20 protein-coding genes are annotated in these 17,972 nt (G+C 54.8%); 18 read left to right on the forward strand and 2 right to left on the reverse strand.

Annotation, left to right across the window (positions count from 1 at the left end; all coding sequences use genetic code 11):
* Positions 1-117: 117 nt before the first annotated feature.
* The 18 genes from mnmG to BM029_RS18290 all read left to right on the forward strand — a co-directional run bounded on the left by mnmG (position 118) and on the right by BM029_RS18290 (position 15,551).
* Positions 118-2,043, forward strand: coding sequence for a tRNA uridine-5-carboxymethylaminomethyl(34) synthesis enzyme MnmG (gene mnmG / locus BM029_RS18210; protein WP_092438424.1), 1,926 nt, complete (start codon positions 118-120; stop codon positions 2,041-2,043).
* A gap of 73 nt (positions 2,044-2,116) precedes the next feature.
* Positions 2,117-2,794, forward strand: coding sequence for a 16S rRNA (guanine(527)-N(7))-methyltransferase RsmG (gene rsmG, locus BM029_RS18215; protein ID WP_092438426.1), 678 nt, complete (start codon positions 2,117-2,119; stop codon positions 2,792-2,794).
* A 76-nt stretch (positions 2,795-2,870) separates the two neighbouring features.
* On the forward strand, positions 2,871-3,506 hold the full coding sequence (gene leuE / locus BM029_RS18220; protein WP_092438428.1) for a leucine efflux protein LeuE: 636 nt from the start codon (positions 2,871-2,873) through the stop codon (positions 3,504-3,506).
* Between the two features lie 22 nt (positions 3,507-3,528).
* A complete protein-coding gene (locus BM029_RS18225; protein WP_092438430.1) occupies positions 3,529-4,299 on the forward strand; it encodes a ParA family protein in 771 nt (256 codons plus the stop codon).
* A 149-nt stretch (positions 4,300-4,448) separates the two neighbouring features.
* A complete protein-coding gene (locus tag BM029_RS18230) occupies positions 4,449-5,345 on the forward strand; it encodes a ParB/RepB/Spo0J family partition protein (protein ID WP_092413156.1) in 897 nt (298 codons plus the stop codon).
* Positions 5,346-5,648: 303 nt separating this feature from the next.
* A complete protein-coding gene (locus BM029_RS18235) occupies positions 5,649-5,993 on the forward strand; it encodes an ATP synthase subunit I (protein ID WP_092438432.1) in 345 nt (114 codons plus the stop codon).
* Complete coding sequence (gene atpB, locus BM029_RS18240; RefSeq protein ID WP_092438433.1) at positions 5,990-6,814, forward strand: F0F1 ATP synthase subunit A; 825 nt, start codon at positions 5,990-5,992, stop codon at positions 6,812-6,814. Before BM029_RS18235 ends, atpB begins: the two co-directional genes overlap by 4 nt.
* A 124-nt stretch (positions 6,815-6,938) precedes the next feature.
* Entirely contained in the window at positions 6,939-7,184 is a 246-nt protein-coding gene (atpE, locus tag BM029_RS18245) for a F0F1 ATP synthase subunit C (protein ID WP_011872763.1), read from the forward strand.
* 67 nt (positions 7,185-7,251) lie between these two features.
* On the forward strand, positions 7,252-7,722 hold the full coding sequence (locus tag BM029_RS18250; protein ID WP_092438435.1) for a F0F1 ATP synthase subunit B: 471 nt from the start codon (positions 7,252-7,254) through the stop codon (positions 7,720-7,722).
* Positions 7,723-7,724: 2 nt separating this feature from the next.
* Entirely contained in the window at positions 7,725-8,264 is a 540-nt protein-coding gene (locus BM029_RS18255; RefSeq protein ID WP_092354802.1) for a F0F1 ATP synthase subunit delta, read from the forward strand.
* Positions 8,265-8,330: 66 nt separating this feature from the next.
* Entirely contained in the window at positions 8,331-9,872 is a 1,542-nt protein-coding gene (gene atpA, locus BM029_RS18260; RefSeq protein WP_092413166.1) for a F0F1 ATP synthase subunit alpha, read from the forward strand.
* Positions 9,873-9,889: 17 nt separating this feature from the next.
* A complete protein-coding gene (gene atpG / locus BM029_RS18265) occupies positions 9,890-10,762 on the forward strand; it encodes a F0F1 ATP synthase subunit gamma (RefSeq protein WP_092413168.1) in 873 nt (290 codons plus the stop codon).
* A 49-nt stretch (positions 10,763-10,811) separates the two neighbouring features.
* The gene (atpD, locus tag BM029_RS18270; protein WP_014008363.1) at positions 10,812-12,212 is read left to right on the forward strand and encodes a F0F1 ATP synthase subunit beta; all 1,401 of its coding nucleotides are present in this window, start codon (positions 10,812-10,814) and stop codon (positions 12,210-12,212) included.
* Between the two features lie 126 nt (positions 12,213-12,338).
* Positions 12,339-12,764 carry a F0F1 ATP synthase subunit epsilon gene (locus tag BM029_RS18275; RefSeq protein WP_092438489.1) on the forward strand — a complete coding sequence of 142 codons (426 nt, stop codon included), beginning with the start codon at positions 12,339-12,341 and terminating at the stop codon, positions 12,762-12,764.
* A 214-nt stretch (positions 12,765-12,978) separates the two neighbouring features.
* Entirely contained in the window at positions 12,979-13,128 is a 150-nt protein-coding gene (locus BM029_RS25695) for a hypothetical protein (protein WP_211482508.1), read from the forward strand.
* Between the two features lie 181 nt (positions 13,129-13,309).
* Positions 13,310-13,750, forward strand: a complete 441-nt coding sequence (locus BM029_RS18280; protein ID WP_092438437.1) for a CoA-binding protein — start codon at positions 13,310-13,312, stop codon at positions 13,748-13,750.
* Between the two features lie 58 nt (positions 13,751-13,808).
* Positions 13,809-14,615 carry a PPK2 family polyphosphate kinase gene (locus BM029_RS18285; protein WP_092438439.1) on the forward strand — a complete coding sequence of 269 codons (807 nt, stop codon included), beginning with the start codon at positions 13,809-13,811 and terminating at the stop codon, positions 14,613-14,615.
* Positions 14,616-14,738: 123 nt separating this feature from the next.
* Positions 14,739-15,551, forward strand: a complete 813-nt coding sequence (locus BM029_RS18290) for an SGNH/GDSL hydrolase family protein (RefSeq protein WP_092438441.1) — start codon at positions 14,739-14,741, stop codon at positions 15,549-15,551.
* 16 nt (positions 15,552-15,567) lie between these two features.
* Here the strand turns inward: BM029_RS18290 and BM029_RS18295 are convergent, their stop codons facing one another.
* Together BM029_RS18295 and BM029_RS18300 are read right to left on the reverse strand one after the other, a co-directional pair.
* Positions 15,568-16,353 (reverse strand): transporter substrate-binding domain-containing protein, encoded by a 786-nt coding sequence (locus tag BM029_RS18295; protein WP_092438443.1) that lies wholly within the window; start codon positions 16,351-16,353, stop codon positions 15,568-15,570.
* Positions 16,354-16,397: 44 nt separating this feature from the next.
* Entirely contained in the window at positions 16,398-17,903 is a 1,506-nt protein-coding gene (locus BM029_RS18300; protein WP_092438445.1) for a MocR-like pyridoxine biosynthesis transcription factor PdxR, read from the reverse strand.
* Between the last annotated feature and the right edge of the window lie 69 nt (positions 17,904-17,972).

The following is a 17,972-nucleotide window of genomic DNA, read 5'->3' on the forward strand; positions in this document are numbered from 1 at the left end:
TGTTGTGTTGTGGTCGCCGTAGTGATCTGCACACTACACTAGGAGTGTAGGCGAAGGCTGCATGCTTTATAATCACGCCTCTGCTCACTGTTTTTCATCGTCTCTAAGAGGCGCACTATGCTTTTTCCTACAAATTTTGATGTAATCGTCGTCGGCGGCGGTCATGCCGGCACCGAAGCCGCGCTGGCGTCCGCTCGCATGGGCCAAAAGACTTTATTGTTGACTCACAATATCGAGACCTTGGGTCAGATGTCGTGCAATCCTTCAATTGGTGGGATAGGCAAGGGCCACCTTGTAAAAGAGGTTGATGCCATGGGTGGCGCGATGGCTATCGCCACCGATGAAGCAGGTATCCAGTTTCGTATCCTGAATTCCTCAAAAGGTCCGGCAGTACGCGCAACCCGCGCGCAAGCCGACCGTATCCTGTACAAGCAAGCGATTCGCTCCCGGCTGGAAAATCAGGAAAACCTTTGGTTGTTCCAGCAAGCCGTGGATGATCTGCTGGTAGAGGGCGATCGCGTGGTTGGCGCCGTGACGCAAGTTGGCATCCAGTTCCGTAGCAGGGCAGTGGTCTTGACCGCCGGTACTTTCCTGGATGGGAAGATCCACGTTGGTCTCAATAACTATTCGGCTGGTCGCGCCGGCGATCCACCGGCGATTTCCTTGTCGGCACGCCTGAAAGAACTGAAGCTGCCGCAAGGTCGTCTGAAGACCGGCACGCCACCACGTATCGATGGCCGCACCATCGATTTTTCGGTGATGCAGGAGCAACCGGGCGATCTCGATCCGGTGCCAGTATTTTCCGTGATGGGGAATACTGCGATGCACCCGGCGCAACTGCCATGCTGGATTACCCATACCAACCAGCAAACGCATGACATCATTCGTGCCGGCCTCGATCGCAGCCCGATGTATACCGGCGTGATAGAGGGAGTGGGGCCGCGTTACTGTCCATCCATCGAAGACAAGATCCATCGCTTTGCCGGCAAGGATTCGCATCAGATATTCCTGGAACCGGAAGGCTTGACCACCAACGAGTTCTACCCGAATGGCATTTCGACAAGTTTGCCATTCGATGTGCAGCTGGCTTTGGTGCATTCGATGCGCGGGTTGGAGAACGCGCACATCCTGCGCCCCGGTTACGCTATCGAATACGATTACTTCGATCCACGTGGTTTGAAGGCTTCGCTGGAAACCAAATTGATTCAAGGCTTGTACTTTGCGGGTCAGATCAATGGCACTACAGGTTATGAAGAGGCAGCGGCCCAAGGTATGCTGGCCGGCTTGAACGCCGCTTTGCAAACACAAGAACGCGATGCCTGGACTCCACGGCGCGACGAGGCTTACCTTGGTGTACTGGTCGACGACCTGATTACCCAAGGCGTGCAAGAGCCTTACCGCATGTTCACCAGCCGCGCCGAGTATCGCCTCAGCCTGCGCGAAGATAACGCTGACTTGCGCCTGACAGAGATCGGCCGTCAGCTCGGTTGCGTCGGTGATGCGCAATGGGTGCAGTTCGAGAAGAAACGCGAAGCGGTAGCGCTGGAGATGGAACGCCTGCGTTCAACCTGGGTGAATCCCCGCATCGTGGCCGAAGCAGAAGCCGAGCGTTTGCTTGGCAAGTCCATTGAGCGCGAATATTCCCTGGTCGACCTGTTGCGCCGGCCAAACGTTACTTATGATCAACTGATGACGCTCAAGGGTATCGATGGCCAGGATCTGGGTGGCCCGGGCGTTCAGGACGATACGGTCAAGGAACAAGTCGAGATCCAGGTTAAATACGCCGGCTACATTGACCGCCAGGCGAAAGAAGTAGAGCGCCATGAGCACAATGAAAACCTGAAGCTGCCTGCCGATCTGGATTACATGGATGTGCAAGCCTTGTCGATTGAGGTGCGCCAAAAGCTGAACCTGCACAAGCCGGAAACTTTCGGCCAGGCTTCGCGGATTTCAGGCGTCACGCCGGCGGCGTTGTCGCTGTTGCTGGTGCACCTGAAAAAAGGTGGCATGAAGCGTCTGGATGCAGACGATCAGGCTGCCTGATTGCTAAATTACGTAATTGCTTAATAATCAACTACCATCAAGGTAATTGCCGGGATAATCGAGGAGTGGCACCATGAGTTCAACGCAGACCGCGCCAGCGGCACAACAAGCGCTGGAAGCGAGCCTGCAGCAAGGTGCGCAAGCATTGGGGATCGAATTGGATCCCCAACAGCAGCAGCAATTGCTGGCTTATCTGGCATTGTTGGCGAAGTGGAACCGGACCTATAACCTGACTTCGATCCGCGAACCAGCGCAGATGATGACGCACCATTTGCTGGACTCCCTGGCGGTGGTGCCGGCCTTTGCCGCGGCGGAGCATGTGCTGGACGTCGGCTCGGGCGGCGGCCTGCCAGGAGTGATCCTGGCGATCTGGGCTGCCAAGGCCAAGCCGGCGATGCGGGTGTCGATGATCGACACGGTGCACAAGAAAACGGCATTCCTGACGCAGGTCAAAGCCGAGCTAGGCCTTGCCAACGTCACAGTTCATACCGCAAGAGTAGAGCAGTTGCAGGTAGTGCAAAAATTTGATGTGATCACTTCCAGGGCATTTGCCGAGCTGGCGGATTTTATTAACTGGTCAGCGCATTTGTTGACGGATAATGGCCAATTCATTGCTCTCAAGGGCATACAGCCGGACGAAGAAATCGCGCGCCTGCCAGCCGGTTGGCAAGTGACGGAAGTGCGGCCACTAAAGGTGCCGGGACTGGATGCAGAACGCCATCTGATTTTTATCAAACGCAGTGCAGCGTAGACGAAGCAGTAATACCAAACTACAGTAAGGTAGCCTGTCCAATCTCAGCCTGATCCATCACAGGAGTAAATTCATCATGAGCGCCTTGTTTCATACCCTCGGCATTACCGATGTCTGGCAATTGATCGTCGCCACCATGGTGTTCCTGATGCTGCCGGGTGCCGGTACTTTTTGTATCCTGACCAGCGCCGGCCGGCATGGCGTGCGGGGCGGTTATGCATCGCTGTTCGGCATCATGCTGGGCGACGCCGTGCTGATGTTTTTGGCAGCGATAGGCGTAGCAGCCTTGCTGACAGCGAATCCGCTGGTGTTCAAGGGCGTGCAATATTTAGGCGCTGCTTATCTGGCTTACCTCGGCTGCAAATTGTTATTTGCGAAGAAGGGTGCTGACGCCAGTGCCGCTGTCGGTTTTACCGGCGCCGGCAATTTTTCCCGCGGCTTCCTGGTGACCTTGGTCAATCCCAAGGCAATTGTGTTTTACATGGCGTTTTTCCCGTTGTTCATCGATCCGGCGACGCAGCGCGGCAGCCTCACATTCCTGACCATGGCTGCAATCATCTCCAGTTGCGCGCTGTTTTACGGTAGTCTGCTGGTACTGCTCGGGAACACTGCTGCCAAACGCCTGGGACACAATCGCCGTATTGCCGCATTCGCCTCCAAAGCCGCAGGAATTTTCCTGATCGGTTTTGGCATCAAATTAACGACTAACTAAATCACGACCTTCATACCAATACATGGCAAAAATATTTTGTGTCGCCAATCAAAAGGGCGGGGTCGGTAAAACCACCACCGCCGTCAATCTGGCCGCTGGCCTGGCGCAACTGAATCAACGCGTCTTGCTGGCCGATCTCGATCCACAGGGTAATGCCACCATGGGCGCCGGGATCAACAAGGGCACGCTGACGGCGTCGATCTACGAAGTGCTGTTGGGGATGTCGGATATCAAAGCGGTCCGCAAAACTTCAGAGACCGGCGGCTTTGATGTGCTACCGGCAAATCGTGAACTGGCCGGTGCCGAAGTGGAAATGGTCGAGCTGGAAAATCGCGAGAAACGTTTGAAGGATGCTTTCACCAGCGTTGCAGACGAATACGATTTCATCCTGATCGACTGTCCGCCGGCGCTCTCGATGCTGACGCTGAACGGATTGTGCGCAGCGAACGGGGTAATCATCCCGATGCAGTGTGAATACTATGCGCTGGAAGGTTTGTCGGACCTGGTCAACACCATCAAGAAGGTACACGCCAACCTGAATCCCGACCTCAAGATCATCGGCCTGCTGCGTGTCATGTTCGATCCACGCATGACTTTATCGCAACAGGTTTCGGAGGAGTTGGAAAAGCACTTTGGCGACAAGGTGTTCAAGACGGTTATCCCGCGCAACGTGCGTCTGGCGGAAGCGCCGTCGTATGGCATGCCGGGTGTCACTTTTGACGCCGCTTCCAAAGGGGCGCAGGCTTATATCGCCTTTGGCGCCGAGATGGTAGAACGTATCAAGACAATGTAATACATAAGTTGTACACCGGCTATACACCGCCTTTGCACAGACTTATACGCAACTCATCAACAGCTTATCAATATGGTTGCAAACAGGGTTATCAACAGAGTTATCCACAACCCCGTTGCAAGGTAATCAGTAATTTACGGTAGGAAAAGATGGTCACGAAAAAATCAAAAGGATTGGGCCGCGGCCTGGAGGCTTTACTGGGCGGCTCCACCGATATCACGGAAGCTGTGCCGACTATTGCCGGCGCGCCATCGGTATTGGCGGTCACCGTCATGCAAGCCGGTAAATACCAGCCGCGTACGCGCATGGACGAGGGCGCCTTGGCCGAGCTGGCAGCGTCGATCAAGGAGCAGGGCTTGCTGCAGCCGATCCTGGTGCGGCCGATCGCCTTGCACAATGGTTCCCAGCACTATGAAATCATCGCGGGTGAGCGGCGCTTCCGTGCGGCGCAGCTGGCCGGCCTGATCGAGGTGCCGGTGCTGGTCAAGGATGTCGACGACCAGACCACTGCGGCGATGGCGCTGATCGAAAACATGCAGCGCGAAGACCTGAATCCGCTGGAAGAAGCGCAAGGTATTCACCGTCTGATCACCGATTTCAGCTTTACCCATGAGCAGGCAGCGGTATCGGTAGGGCGTTCGCGCAGTGCGGTCTCGAATCTGTTGCGATTGCTGAACCTGGCCAGGCCGGTGCAAACCATGCTGATGGCGGGCGATATCGATATGGGCCACGCGCGGGCGCTGCTGGCGGTGGACGCCGCAACCCAGATCACGCTGGCCAACCAGGTCGTGGCCAAACGGATGTCGGTACGCGATACCGAAAAACTCGTGGTGCGCACCACCACCGAGGCCGATTCAGCTAGCCGGCCAGCCAAAACCAAGGAAAAGTCGCGCGATATCGCGCGGCTGGAAGAAGAGTTGTCTGATTTGCTGGCGACCCAGGTAACAATCAAGACCGCAGCCAAGAATCGCGGTCAGCTGATTATCGATTTCTCGGATCTGGATACGCTTGACGGTTTGATTGCTCGTCTCAAAGGTGCAGAGTAGAAAAAACGCAAAACGGAAAAAATAGGGCGGTCTCACAATATTGGTGCATCGGTCACAATCAAATTGACTGCCGATCCGATTGCATGACACGCAAGGCCGACCTTTTTAATCAAGTCCAGGTGTTGCATAAGCTTATGATTCGGCAGCAAAAGTTTGACGAAAGCCGCGGCCAGCCTTTATAATCCTCGGGCTTCTAAAACAGCCGTAGACTAGAATGAGCTGGGGGGAATTAGCTGCGCTGCATCGACTAAGTTGCAGTCGCGTTCTGTTCGGCGAATAGCTTTCGCACAATATTGGGTCAGTATGCTGCGCATCGTGCTTATGCAATTCATTACTACGGTCGTGCTGGCAGCTGTGGCAGGTTTACTGGCCGGCGTATCCGGATTTTGGTCCGCGCTTTTAGGTGGTGTGTGTTGCGCGGTTCCCAACGGATTGTTTGCTCTCCGTCTTTACATCAGCGCGCGCAAACCAGGCGGCGCCAACCCGATGTCTTTTTTCATCGGTGAGTTTGTCAAAATTGCTACAACGATTGCGCTGGTTGGCGCGGTCGTATGGTTGTATCACGATTTGAATTGGCCGGCATTTATCGTCAGCTTCATTGTGGTACTCAAAAGTTACATAATTTTACTTTTTAGACATCGATCATGACTGTAGCTCCAAGCGAAGCACTAACCCCCTCAGAATATATTGTCCATCACCTCGGACATTTTTCCACTGGCCATCAATCCAAGATAGTCGATTTTTCGATTATCAATATCGACACGATCTTCTGGTCGGTATTTGCAGGCGTAGTCGGTTGCCTGTTGATGTATCTCGCCGCGCGTAAAGCGACTGCGGGCGTACCAGGGCGCTTCCAGGCTTTCGTCGAAATGGTAGTCGAGATGGTCGACGATCAAGCCAAGGGCATCGTCCACGGCGATCGCAGCTTTATCGCACCGTTGGCGCTGACCGTATTCATCTGGGTCGCCCTGATGAACTCGCTCGACTTCCTGCCGGTCGACATGTTCTCCACCCTCTTCAAATGGGTCGGTCTGGATGGTGTCATTTCCCATCATCGCGTAGTACCTACCGCCGACTTGAACGGCACCATGGGCATCGCCCTGGGCGTACTGGTGCTGATGCTGTACTACAGCTTCAAGATCAAGGGCATCGGCGGTTTCCTGCACGAACTGGTCGCCGCGCCTTTCGGTATCTGGCTTGCTCCAGCCAACCTCTTGCTGAACATCATTGAATTTGCTGCAAAAACCGTGTCGCTGGCGATGCGACTTTTCGGCAACATGTATGCCGGTGAGTTGTTGTTCCTGTTGATCGCGTTGCTCGGTTCGACTGCTACTGCGTTCGGTTTCGTGGGCCACGTCATTGCCGGTTCCATCTGGGCGATTTTCCATATCCTGATCGTGTTGTTACAAGCGTTTATTTTCATGATGCTGACTCTGGTGTACATCGGCCAGGCACATGAGGCTCACTAAAGAGCGCCGGTTTTGAATTTGTGGTTTTAGTTTTAGATCTGTTTTTGTATTAGTTTCTGTATTGATTTTTTGTATTAATTTTCTGTATTAATTTTTGTATTCACTTAACTTTGAAGGAATTGTCATGACTGATCTGTCTTTTGTTGCTTTGGCTTGTGGTTTGATCATCGGTTTGGGCGCTATCGGTGCTTGTATCGGTATTGCAATCATGGGCGGTAAGTACCTGGAAGCATCGGCACGTCAACCAGAACTGATGAACACTCTGCAAACCAAGATGTTCCTGTTGGCTGGTCTGATCGACGCTGCGTTCCTGATCGGTGTTGGTATCGCTATGTTGTTCGCATTCGCAAATCCGTTCATCGCTAAGTAATTTAATCGAGCGTAACCGAATCGGCTGAAAGCATTTCAGCCCACGTTATTCTGAGAAGGAAATTACTGTGAACTTAAATGCAACATTGTTTGCGCAGTTCCTGGTCTTCTTTATCCTCGCCGGCTTCACGATGAAATTCATCTGGCCGCCGCTGATAAAAGCGCTTGATGAGCGCGCCAAGAAGATCGCGGACGGCCTGGCAGCCGCTGATCGCGGCAAGGCAGATCTGGCAGCCGCTGAAAAGCGTGCTTCGGCAGAACTGGCAACCGCGCGCGACGAAGGTCAAAAGCGTATTGGCGAAGCTGAAAAGCGCGGCCAGCTGATCGTCGACGAAGCCAAGAAAACGGCTTCCGAAGAAGCTGCCCGTATCATCGCTAACGCTAAAGCCGAAGCGGAACAGCAAATGACTAAAGCACGCGAAGCTCTGCGCGGTGAAGTTGCGACCCTTGCGGTCAAAGGCGCCGAACAGATCCTCAAGCGCGAAGTCGATACTGCGGCACATGCCGATTTGCTGAACCAACTGAAGACAGAGCTGTAATCATGGCTGAACTTGCAACGATTGCTCGTCCTTATGCAGAAGCACTGTTCCGTGTAGCCAAGTCGCAAGACCTGGCTGCGTGGGCGAATCTGGTTGTCGAGATGGGCCAGGTAGCGGCCAATTCCGATGTCAAGGCGCTGGCACACAATCCTGCCCTTACGCATCAGCAAATCGCCGATACGTTCCTGGCGCTGTTGAAATCGCCGCAAGCAGCGACCGCCGAAGTGAAGAACTTCGTCGCGACGCTGGTTGATAACGGTCGTTTGATCGCGCTGCCGGAAATCGCCGAGCAATTTCAAGTGCTGAAGAACGCACAAGAAGGTGCTGCGGATGTCGAGATCACCAGTGCTTTTGAAATGACCGAAGCGCAAGTGAAAGATTTGACCGCCACGCTGGAAAAGAAGTTCGGCCGCAAGCTGAACCCTTCGGTAACTGTGGATAACTCGCTGATTGGCGGCGTACGCGTAGTAGTCGGCGATGAAGTGCTCGACACATCGGTGCGCGCCAAGCTGCAAGAACTGCATGCTGCCCTGGCTGCGTGATTATCGATTGGCTTTGACCTTTGCTTATCTGCGTAACCGAGCAACGAGAAAATTTTAGGAGTTAATATGCAACTCAACGCGTCTGAAATCAGCGAACTGATCAAGAGCCGGATTCAAGGCCTTGGCGATACCGCTGAAATTCGCAATCAAGGCACGGTTATTTCCGTGTCCGACGGTATCTGCCGTATCCATGGTCTGTCTGACGTGATGCAAGGTGAGATGCTGGAATTCCCAGGTAACACATTCGGCCTGGCGCTGAATCTCGAGCGCGACTCTGTCGGTGCCGTTATTCTGGGTGACTTCGAACACATTTCCGAAGGCGATACAGTTAAATGTACCGGCCGTATTTTGGAAGTGCCTATCGGTCCGGAACTGCGCGGCCGTGTAGTGAACGCGCTGGGCCAGCCGATCGACGGCAAGGGTCCGGTCAACGCCAAGCTGACAGCTCCGATTGAAAAGATCGCGCCGGGCGTTATTGCCCGTCAATCCGTTTCGCAGCCAATGCAAACCGGTATCAAGTCGATCGACTCGATGGTACCTATCGGCCGCGGCCAGCGCGAACTGATCATCGGCGACCGCCAGACCGGTAAGACCGCTGTTGCGATCGATGCGATCATCAATCAAAAGGGCCAGGACGTGACATGTATCTATGTCGCTATCGGTCAAAAGGCATCGTCGATCAAGAACATCGTGCGTTCGTTGGAAACACACGGCGCCATGGAATACACCATCGTGGTTGCTGCATCGGCTTCCGAGTCGGCTGCGATGCAATACCTGTCGGCTTACTCCGGCTGCGCAATGGGCGAATATTTCCGTGACCGCGGTGAAGACGCACTGATCGTGTATGACGATTTGTCCAAGCAAGCTGTTGCATACCGTCAGGTATCGCTGCTGTTGCGCCGTCCACCAGGCCGTGAAGCTTACCCTGGCGACGTGTTCTACCTCCACAGCCGTTTGCTGGAACGCGCAGCACGTGTGAACGAAAAATACGTTGAAGATTTCACCAAGGGTGAAGTCAAGGGCAAGACTGGTTCGCTGACTGCTTTGCCGATCATCGAAACCCAGGCTGGCGACGTTTCCGCTTTCGTTCCGACCAACGTGATTTCGATTACCGACGGTCAGATCTTCCTGGAAACTTCGTTGTTCAACGCTGGTATCCGTCCTGCGATTAACGCTGGTATTTCGGTATCGCGCGTTGGTGGTGCTGCTCAGACCAAGGTTATCAAGAATCTGTCCGGCGGTATCCGTACCGACTTGGCGCAGTATCGTGAACTGGCTGCGTTTGCGCAGTTTGCTTCCGACCTCGACGAAGCGACCCGCAAGCAGTTGGACCGCGGTGCACGCGTGACCGAGCTGTTGAAGCAAGCGCAATACTCGCCGTTGTCGATCTCGCTGATGGCTGTGACTTTGTTCGCGGTCAACAAGGGCTTCCTGGACAGCATCGACGTCAAGCAAGTACTGCCATTCGAAAGCGGTCTGCATAACTACATGAAGACCAGCCACGCGCCTTTGCTGCAAAAGATCGAAGAAACCAAGCAACTCGACAAAGATGGTGAAGCTGCATTGTCTACCGCCGTTGCTGATTTCAAAAAATCGTTCGTGGCTTAATTTAACTGGAGCACGGAATGGCTACAGGTAAAGAGATACGCAGCAAGATCAAGAGCGTAGAAAATACGAAGAAGATCACCAAGGCGATGGAAATGGTCGCCGCATCCAAAATGCGCAAGGCGCAGGACCGGATGCGTGCGGCACGTCCCTACAGTGACAAGATTCGTAATATCGCTTCTAACTTGTCGCAAGCCAATCCAGAGTACACGCACCCGTTCATGGTGAAGCAGGACAACTCCAAGAACGTTGGTTTCATCGTTGTAACGACCGACAAAGGTCTGTGCGGCGGCATGAACACCAACTCCTTGCGTTTGCTGACCGCGAAACTGCGTGAGCTGGAAGGACAAGGCAATAAGGTTCAGGCAGTAGCGATCGGCAACAAGGGTCTGGGTTTTCTGCACCGGATCGGCGCCAAGGTCGTTGCGCATGCCGTGCAACTGGGCGATACGCCGCATCTGGACAAGCTGATCGGACCAGTCAAAGTACTGCTCGACGCTTATCAGGAAGGTCGCCTGGACGCGGTTTATCTGGTGTACACCAAGTTCATCAACACGATGAAGCAAGAGCCGATGCTGCAGCAGTTGCTGCCGTTGTCGAGCGATCGTCTTGAGGCTGATAAAGAAGGTTCGCATTCCTGGGACTACATTTACGAGCCGGATGTGCAAAGCGTCATCGATGAATTGCTGGTGCGTTACGTGGAAGCGCTGATTTATCAGGCTGTCGCCGAAAACATGGCGTCCGAGCAATCGGCGCGGATGGTGGCGATGAAGTCGGCTAGCGACAACGCGGGTAACGTGATTGGCGAACTGAAACTGGTATACAACAAGACGCGCCAAGCTGCGATCACGAAGGAATTGTCTGAGATCGTCGCCGGTGCTGCTGCGGTGTAACGCAAACTGCGTTTAACAGAAATTTATTTTATATATTGAAGGAACGAAAATGGCTGATGGCAAAATCGTTCAGTGTATCGGCGCTGTGGTGGACGTTGAGTTTCCACGTGACGCGATGCCTAAGATTTACGATGCCTTGAAGATGGATGGCTCGGAACTGACGCTGGAAGTACAACAACAGCTGGGCGACGGCGTAGTCCGTACCATTGCGCTGGGTACATCCGACGGTTTGCGCCGCGGCATGACAATCAAGAACACAGGCCAGCCAATCATGGTGCCGACCGGTAAAGCAACACTGGGCCGCATCATGGACGTGCTGGGTAACCCGATCGACGAATGCGGTCCGGTAAGCCACGAAACCACTGCCTCGATTCACCGCAAAGCTCCTGCATACGACGAACTGTCGCCATCGCAGGAATTGCTGGAAACAGGTATCAAGGTTATCGATCTGGTTTGCCCGTTCGCCAAGGGTGGTAAAGTTGGTCTGTTCGGTGGCGCGGGTGTGGGTAAGACCGTGAACATGATGGAACTGATCAACAACATCGCCAAGGCACACAGCGGCTTGTCCGTGTTTGCCGGTGTTGGTGAACGTACTCGTGAAGGTAACGACTTCTATCACGAAATGGCTGACGCTAAAGTGGTTGATCTGGAAAATCCGGAAAAATCCAAGGTAGCGATGGTTTACGGTCAGATGAATGAACCGCCAGGTAACCGTCTGCGCGTTGCGCTGACCGGCCTGACGATTGCTGAAGGCTTCCGTGACGAAGGTAAAGACGTGTTGTTCTTCGTCGATAACATCTACCGTTACACACTGGCCGGTACCGAAGTTTCGGCGCTGCTGGGTCGTATGCCTTCCGCCGTGGGTTACCAGCCTACACTGGCTTCGGAAATGGGCCAGCTGCAAGAACGTATTACATCGACAAAAACCGGTTCGATCACATCGATCCAGGCCGTCTACGTTCCAGCGGATGACTTGACCGACCCGTCGCCTGCAACTACGTTTGCTCACTTGGATTCCACCGTTGTGTTGTCGCGTGATATCGCCTCGCTGGGTATCTACCCTGCGGTTGATCCACTCGATTCGACTTCGCGTCAGCTGGATCCGCAAGTGGTTGGCCAAGAGCACTACGAAACCGCCCGCGCTGTGCAAGGTATCTTGCAACGCTACAAAGAATTGCGCGACATTATCGCGATTCTGGGTATGGACGAACTGGCTCCGGAAGACAAGTTGCTGGTGGCGCGTGCACGTAAGATGCAGCGTTTCCTGTCGCAGCCTTTCCACGTTGCTGAAGTGTTTACCGGTTCGCCAGGTAAATACGTTTCGCTGAAGGACACGATCAAGGGCTTCAAGATGATCGCCAGCGGCGAACTCGATCACCTGCCGGAACAAGCGTTCTACATGGTCGGCACGATCGAAGAAGCAATCGAAAAGGCCAAGAAGATCGGCTAATTGACAAGCGCTGCAGCTGAGCGTGGTGGCGAGTAACTGGCAGCGCAGCTGCTGGTTACTATTCCGCTCAACGGTTGGCGATGGCGCTTCTCGGTAGTTGATTTAATGGACAACAAAGGGTTTAAGATGGCACACACTATTCACGTAGACGTTGTTTCCGCGGAAGAGCTGATCTTCTCCGGTGAAGCCGAATTCGTCGCGTTGCCGGGTGAGTCGGGCGAGCTGGGGATTTATCCTCGTCATACCCCGCTGATCACGCGCATCAAGCCGGGTGCTGTTCGGATCAAGGTGGCAGGCCAGGCGCAGGACGAATTTGTATTCGTTGCCGGTGGTCTGCTGGAAGTGCAGCCGAATAACGTCACCGTTCTGGCCGACACCGCAATCCGCGGCGCCGATCTGGACGAAGCGAAGGCAACCGAATCCAAGCGTCGCGCGGAAGAAGCGCTGAGCAACAAGGAATCCGTGATCGATTACGCAAAAGCACAGGCCGAGTTGTCGGCAGCTATTGCGCAATTGGCAGCGATTGCGAAATTGCGTCAAAAAGGACGCTGATTTTGTAATTCAGCTGTACTTCGGATGGCAACAAGAAAAAGCAGCTTCGGCTGCTTTTTTGTTGCCTGAACGGTTTGTCTTTAACATTTGTTGTCGCAGTTTTAACGGCGCAGCCAGCCATGGAGGAACGCGCGCGGGTAAAAAAACTGCCTACCCCGCGTGCTAAGATGTATCAAGCTTCACGCGTATATAAAACGCGGCAAGGAGAAGACAAATGAAAATCCGGTTATTGCATTTGTTCATCATCACGCTGTTGGCAATCGGCCTGTGCGCTTGCGAGAAACCCGTCGACACGGCGCCGACACCTAAAGTCCACGAGGTCGGCGCTACCGCAGACAACCATCAAGCAGAAAATGCCCGGTAAAAACAGCAACACGCGGTGCGTTTGAAAGCCGGCCGTTGCTATTGAAGAAGATCGACAACGGTGGCGTGTTCTGAGCTTGCTGGCAGGAAATCAGATTCTCGCGGTAAGATCGTGTAAAGCGTTTTAAGCAAGACTCCTTAAGTAAGATTCCACTTACGCCGACAAGCCCTTCATCGAACCCATGCCAAATACGACCGCTCCCGTTCCCAACCCAGCCAACCCGATCATCGCCATCGTCGGCCTGTCGTCCAAACCAGACCGGCCGAGCTACGGTGTAGCCCGTTACATGCAGGAGCGCGGTTATCGGATTATCCCGGTCAATCCGATGCATGTAGGCGCTCACATCCTCGGAGAGCATTGCTACGCCAATCTGTATGATGCGGCGAAAGCACTTGCTGCGGACAACCAGAAAATCGACATCGTCGATTGTTTCCGCAAGGCAGAGGACATTCCCCCTATCGTGGGCGAGGCGATCATGATCGATGCGCGCTGCATCTGGATGCAGCTTGGCATAGTCAATGAGCCCGCTGCGGCAAAGGCGCGTGCCAACGGCATCCAGGTCGAGATGGATAGCTGCATCAAGATTGAGGATGCTCTTGGCAATCTGCACGGTATTTTGTAAGCAAGCGGCATAACCGCCAAAATATCACCCGCACATAGTCACGTTATCGGAGAGAACGATGAAAGCATGCAAGCAGTTTCGTGCTGGTAAGAACACCAGGATCAAGGATGTCGACGCGGCGCAGAAGCCGCTTTCGAGCGGCGACAAAATCAAGGACAAGGAACTGGTGACCGAGTTGGCGACCCAGATCGCGGCGCAACAGGAAATGTTGTTCGCCGGCCGGAGTCGCAAAATATTGGTGGTGTTGCAGGGCATCGATACCAGCGGCAAGGATGGCACGGTAAAAGAGGTGTTTAGCGTCATCAACCCGCAAGGCGTCCAGATTGCAAATTTCAAGGCCCCCAGCGACATCGAGCGCGCCCACGACTATTTATGGAGGGTGCATCAGCAGGTGCCGCAGTGGGGCGAGATCATGGTTTTCAACCGTAGTCACTACGAAGACGTATTGATAACCCGGGTGCATGACTGGATCGATGAGGCCGAATGCGAGCGCCGCTACGGACAAATTCGCGATTTTGAACGGATGCTGGCCGAAACTGGGACTACAATAATCAAGTGCCTGCTGCATATTTCGAAAGATGAGCAGCGCGATCGTTTGCAGGAGCGCATTGATGACCCGGCCAAGCACTGGAAATTCGATATTCAGGACCTGGAGGAGCGTAAAAGCTGGGATAAGTACCAGGAATTGTTTGGCAAGGCGATCCAGGCAACCGATGCTGACCATGCTCCCTGGTATGTAATCCCGGCCAATTCCAAGACCCATCGTAATTTAGCGATTGCCAGCATTCTGCTGGAAACGCTGATTGATCTGAAACTGAAACCGCCAGCTGCCAAGCCGGAGTTAAAAGGTTTGAAGATCGAGTGAATTTGCAGGCGCTAACCACTATAATTGCTTGCCGTTGAGCAAAACGTTGAGCAAAACGTTGAGTAAAATCATATAAATAAATAGTTTGATCCTGGACCATAGTAGTAATCAAGGAGACATGAAGTGCGCCGCTGGTTGCCGGAACTGATTGCATTACCGCTCTTGCCATGGCTGATCATACAAGGCCGTCGCACCCGCCGCATCACACCACGCCTGCCGGAAGCCAAGGGACCGACAATCGGCCAGGCCCAGATTGCCAGTGCCACGGAACCGCCACAGCGGCCGCTAGCATTACTGACTATCGGCGAATCGCCGGTAGCCGGAGTCGGCGTCGCCACCCATTACGAAGCGATCACCGGTCAGTTTGCCGCTGCGCTGGCGATGCGCCTGCAGCGTACCGTGACCTGGCAGGCGGTCGGAGAAAATGGCGCGACCCTGAGCGACGCGGTCAAGACCATGTTGCCGCAGGTGGCGTCGCAAAAAGTTGACATCGTGCTGATCGCCTTTGGTGTCAATGACACCACCGCGTTTCGTTCCTGCCGCCGCTATCGGGCCGAGCTGTTGCAATTGATGCGTGACTTGCAGGCGCATTTGTCGCCGCGCCTGATCGTGATTTCCGGCATTCCGCCTATCCACGCTTTCCCGGCGCTGCCAGAGCCCCTGCGTTATGTGCTTGGCATAAAAGCCAAAGCACTGGATGAAACGGTGGAAGAACTGATCGCCAATCTGCCCGCGGATCTCAATCGTTTGCGCGTGACGCGTGTGCCGATCCTGATCGACATCAACGATCACGCGCTGATGGCTTCGGATGGTTACCATCCTTCGGCCAGCGGTGTCTCGCTATGGGCACGCCAGCTGGCGACAGCCGTCGCCGCGCATCTGAAATCGATCAAGAAGAGCAAGATTGCGCAGCAGTCGGCCAGCAAGCAGGGATAGTCTTCGCAACCTGGTGCTATTTAAGCCACTGGTTGAACACCCGGTCATAGTCGCCGGTTGCCTTCAGCTGGTGCATCCAGGTGTCGACGAATTCCTTGAACGGCATATCACCGCGCGGCAGCATGAAGGCTTTTTCCGAGAATTGCAGCGGCTGGTCGGGACGAATCGAACATAGCTGCGGATGCAGCTTCGCCTGCCACAGGGTTTCGCTGGCGTCGGTCACCATCACATCGGCTTTTCCCTGCACGATCTGGTCGAAGATGGTGACGTTATCCGGATGCAGGATCAGCTGCGCCTGCTTGTAGTTGGCGCGGGCGAAACGCTCATTGGTGCCGCCCGGATTGACGATGGCGCGGGTCGTCGGCTGGTCGATCGCGGCCAGCGACTGGAACTTGCCGACATCGGTACAACGTGCAATCGCGGCCTTGCCATCCACCATATGTGGCGCCGAAAACGACACTTTCTTTTGGCGCTCCAGCGTCACCGACACCCCGCCCATGGCTATATCGCACTTCTCAAGGAAATCACTGGTCAGGTTGGTCCAGCTGGTTTTGACAAAGCGCGCCTCGACACCGAGTGCCTTGGCCAGCGATTTGGCCAGATCGACATCGATACCTTCAAAACTGTTGTCGCTCCTGAAAAAAGTGAACGGCTTGTAATCGCCCGTCATGCAAACGCGGAGACTCCCGGATTTGATGACTTCGTCCAGTCGTGACGGCGGCACCTGGGCCGACGCTGAGGTGGCTACAGAGGTACCTGCGGCGCTGAGCAACAACATCAACGTAAAAACAAACTTCTTCATGGGTTCTCCTTGGTTTCGGTCTGGATCGGGACAGCTTTCATTTTTCATTTCCAATGCGCTTTTATGATGGCCGCCAGCTTGTCGAAAGCTGGCGCTATCTGCTCATTTGGGACACATGCATAGCCCAGCAGCAAGCCATTGCGCGTAGTTTCGGCATTCATGTAATAACGCGACAGCGGCCGCGCCACAATACCCGCTTCACGCGCGGCACGACTGATCGCCAGATCGTCGCATTGCACCGGCAAGCCCAGCGCCAGATGCAGGCCGGCCTCGCCGCCGGTAAGCGTGATGCGGTCGCCGAAATGACGTGCGATTGCGGCTTGCAGCAGATGCAAACGCTCGGCGTACAACACCCGCATGCGGCGGATGTGCGAAGCGAAATGTCCCTCTGTCATGAAATCGGCCATGATCGCCTGCATGAATACCTGGCTGCCGCGATACAGCTCGGAAACCCCGATTGCAAACGTCGCGGCGAGCGATTCCGGCACCACCATGAAGCCGATGCGCAGACTGGGGAACATGGTCTTGCTGAAGGTCCCCATGTACAACACGCGGTCGTCGGTATCCATGCCTTGCAAAGACGCCAGCGGCCGGCTGCCGTAACGGAATTCGCTGTCGTAGTCGTCTTCGATGATCCAGACTTTGCGGGTCGCCGCGTACTCCAGCAACATGCGCCGCCGTGACAGACTCATTACCATCCCTAGCGGATACTGATGCGACGGCGTGGCGCAGATAAAGCGTGGCGGCTGGCGCAGGTTGGCCAGCCGCATGCGCATGCCTTCCGAGTCGACCGGGATCGCCACCGGCTTGATGCCGAGCGAATTGAGGACGCTGCGCGTGCCCCAGTAACAGGGATCTTCGACCCAGGCGCTATCGCCATGTTCTCCCAGCAGCTTGACGACGATATCCAGCGATTGATGGATCCCGGTAGTGATGATTACCTGGTTGGCATTGCAGTTGACCGAGCGCGCGATGCGCAAATATTCAGCGATCGCCTCGCGCAGCGGCATGTAACCGCCGGCGTCGCCATAGGTCAGCAGTTCTGCGCGTGAGCGGCGCCAATGCTTGTTTTGCAGGCGGCTCCAGATCTTGTTCGGGAATAGCGTCACGTCCGGCACACCGGGCATGAACGCGCCCCACTGCAAATCGCTGACGCCAGCCTGCTGGATCAGTTTCGCGCCGTGTGCTGACAATTCTGATTCACCGCTGGGATCTGTCAGTGGCGGTGTGTTCAAGCGCATCTCTGGAATCTGGTCAGGCGTGGTATCGGCGATGAAGGTGCCGGAACCGGCCCGGGTTTCCAGATAACCTTCGGCGATCAGCTGCTCGTAGGCATAGGTCACCGTATTGCGCGATATCGTCAGTTCGCGCGCCAGATCGCGCGATGACGGCAGTTGCCAGCCGGATGGCAGCAATTGCGACAAGATAGCCTCGCGGATGGCCTGGTAAATCTGCCGGTTAAGGGGAGTGCTGACAGCCTTGGCGATAGCGCCATCGGCGCCGCGCTCTATGCGCATCAGCAAAAAATCGGTGAGCGAGGCGATGCGCAAAGTGGCTCCATTAGAAAACTGAAAGTGGCACTATATTATAGATCCAGCTCGGCCTTAGTATGCATCAAA

It is taken from the genome of Collimonas sp. OK607 (assembly GCF_900111995.1).
Lineage (GTDB): Bacteria > Pseudomonadota > Gammaproteobacteria > Burkholderiales > Burkholderiaceae_D > Collimonas.

What these genes read in the sequence shown, in the direction of transcription:
- mnmG (WP_092438424.1), top strand. Translation starts at nt 118, where the DNA reads ATGCTTTTTCCTACAAATTTTGATGTAATCGTCGTCGGCGGCGGTCAT.
- rsmG (WP_092438426.1), top strand. Translation starts at nt 2,117, where the DNA reads ATGAGTTCAACGCAGACCGCGCCAGCGGCACAACAAGCGCTGGAAGCG.
- leuE (WP_092438428.1), top strand. Translation starts at nt 2,871, where the DNA reads ATGAGCGCCTTGTTTCATACCCTCGGCATTACCGATGTCTGGCAATTG.
- BM029_RS18225 (WP_092438430.1), top strand. Translation starts at nt 3,529, where the DNA reads ATGGCAAAAATATTTTGTGTCGCCAATCAAAAGGGCGGGGTCGGTAAA.
- BM029_RS18230 (WP_092413156.1), top strand. Translation starts at nt 4,449, where the DNA reads ATGGTCACGAAAAAATCAAAAGGATTGGGCCGCGGCCTGGAGGCTTTA.
- BM029_RS18235 (WP_092438432.1), top strand. Translation starts at nt 5,649, where the DNA reads ATGCTGCGCATCGTGCTTATGCAATTCATTACTACGGTCGTGCTGGCA.
- atpB (WP_092438433.1), top strand. Translation starts at nt 5,990, where the DNA reads ATGACTGTAGCTCCAAGCGAAGCACTAACCCCCTCAGAATATATTGTC.
- atpE (WP_011872763.1), top strand. Translation starts at nt 6,939, where the DNA reads ATGACTGATCTGTCTTTTGTTGCTTTGGCTTGTGGTTTGATCATCGGT.
- BM029_RS18255 (WP_092354802.1), top strand. Translation starts at nt 7,725, where the DNA reads ATGGCTGAACTTGCAACGATTGCTCGTCCTTATGCAGAAGCACTGTTC.
- atpA (WP_092413166.1), top strand. Translation starts at nt 8,331, where the DNA reads ATGCAACTCAACGCGTCTGAAATCAGCGAACTGATCAAGAGCCGGATT.
- atpG (WP_092413168.1), top strand. Translation starts at nt 9,890, where the DNA reads ATGGCTACAGGTAAAGAGATACGCAGCAAGATCAAGAGCGTAGAAAAT.
- atpD (WP_014008363.1), top strand. Translation starts at nt 10,812, where the DNA reads ATGGCTGATGGCAAAATCGTTCAGTGTATCGGCGCTGTGGTGGACGTT.
- BM029_RS18275 (WP_092438489.1), top strand. Translation starts at nt 12,339, where the DNA reads ATGGCACACACTATTCACGTAGACGTTGTTTCCGCGGAAGAGCTGATC.
- BM029_RS25695 (WP_211482508.1), top strand. Translation starts at nt 12,979, where the DNA reads ATGAAAATCCGGTTATTGCATTTGTTCATCATCACGCTGTTGGCAATC.
- BM029_RS18280 (WP_092438437.1), top strand. Translation starts at nt 13,310, where the DNA reads ATGCCAAATACGACCGCTCCCGTTCCCAACCCAGCCAACCCGATCATC.
- BM029_RS18285 (WP_092438439.1), top strand. Translation starts at nt 13,809, where the DNA reads ATGAAAGCATGCAAGCAGTTTCGTGCTGGTAAGAACACCAGGATCAAG.
- BM029_RS18295 (WP_092438443.1), bottom strand. Translation starts at nt 16,353, where the DNA reads ATGAAGAAGTTTGTTTTTACGTTGATGTTGTTGCTCAGCGCCGCAGGT.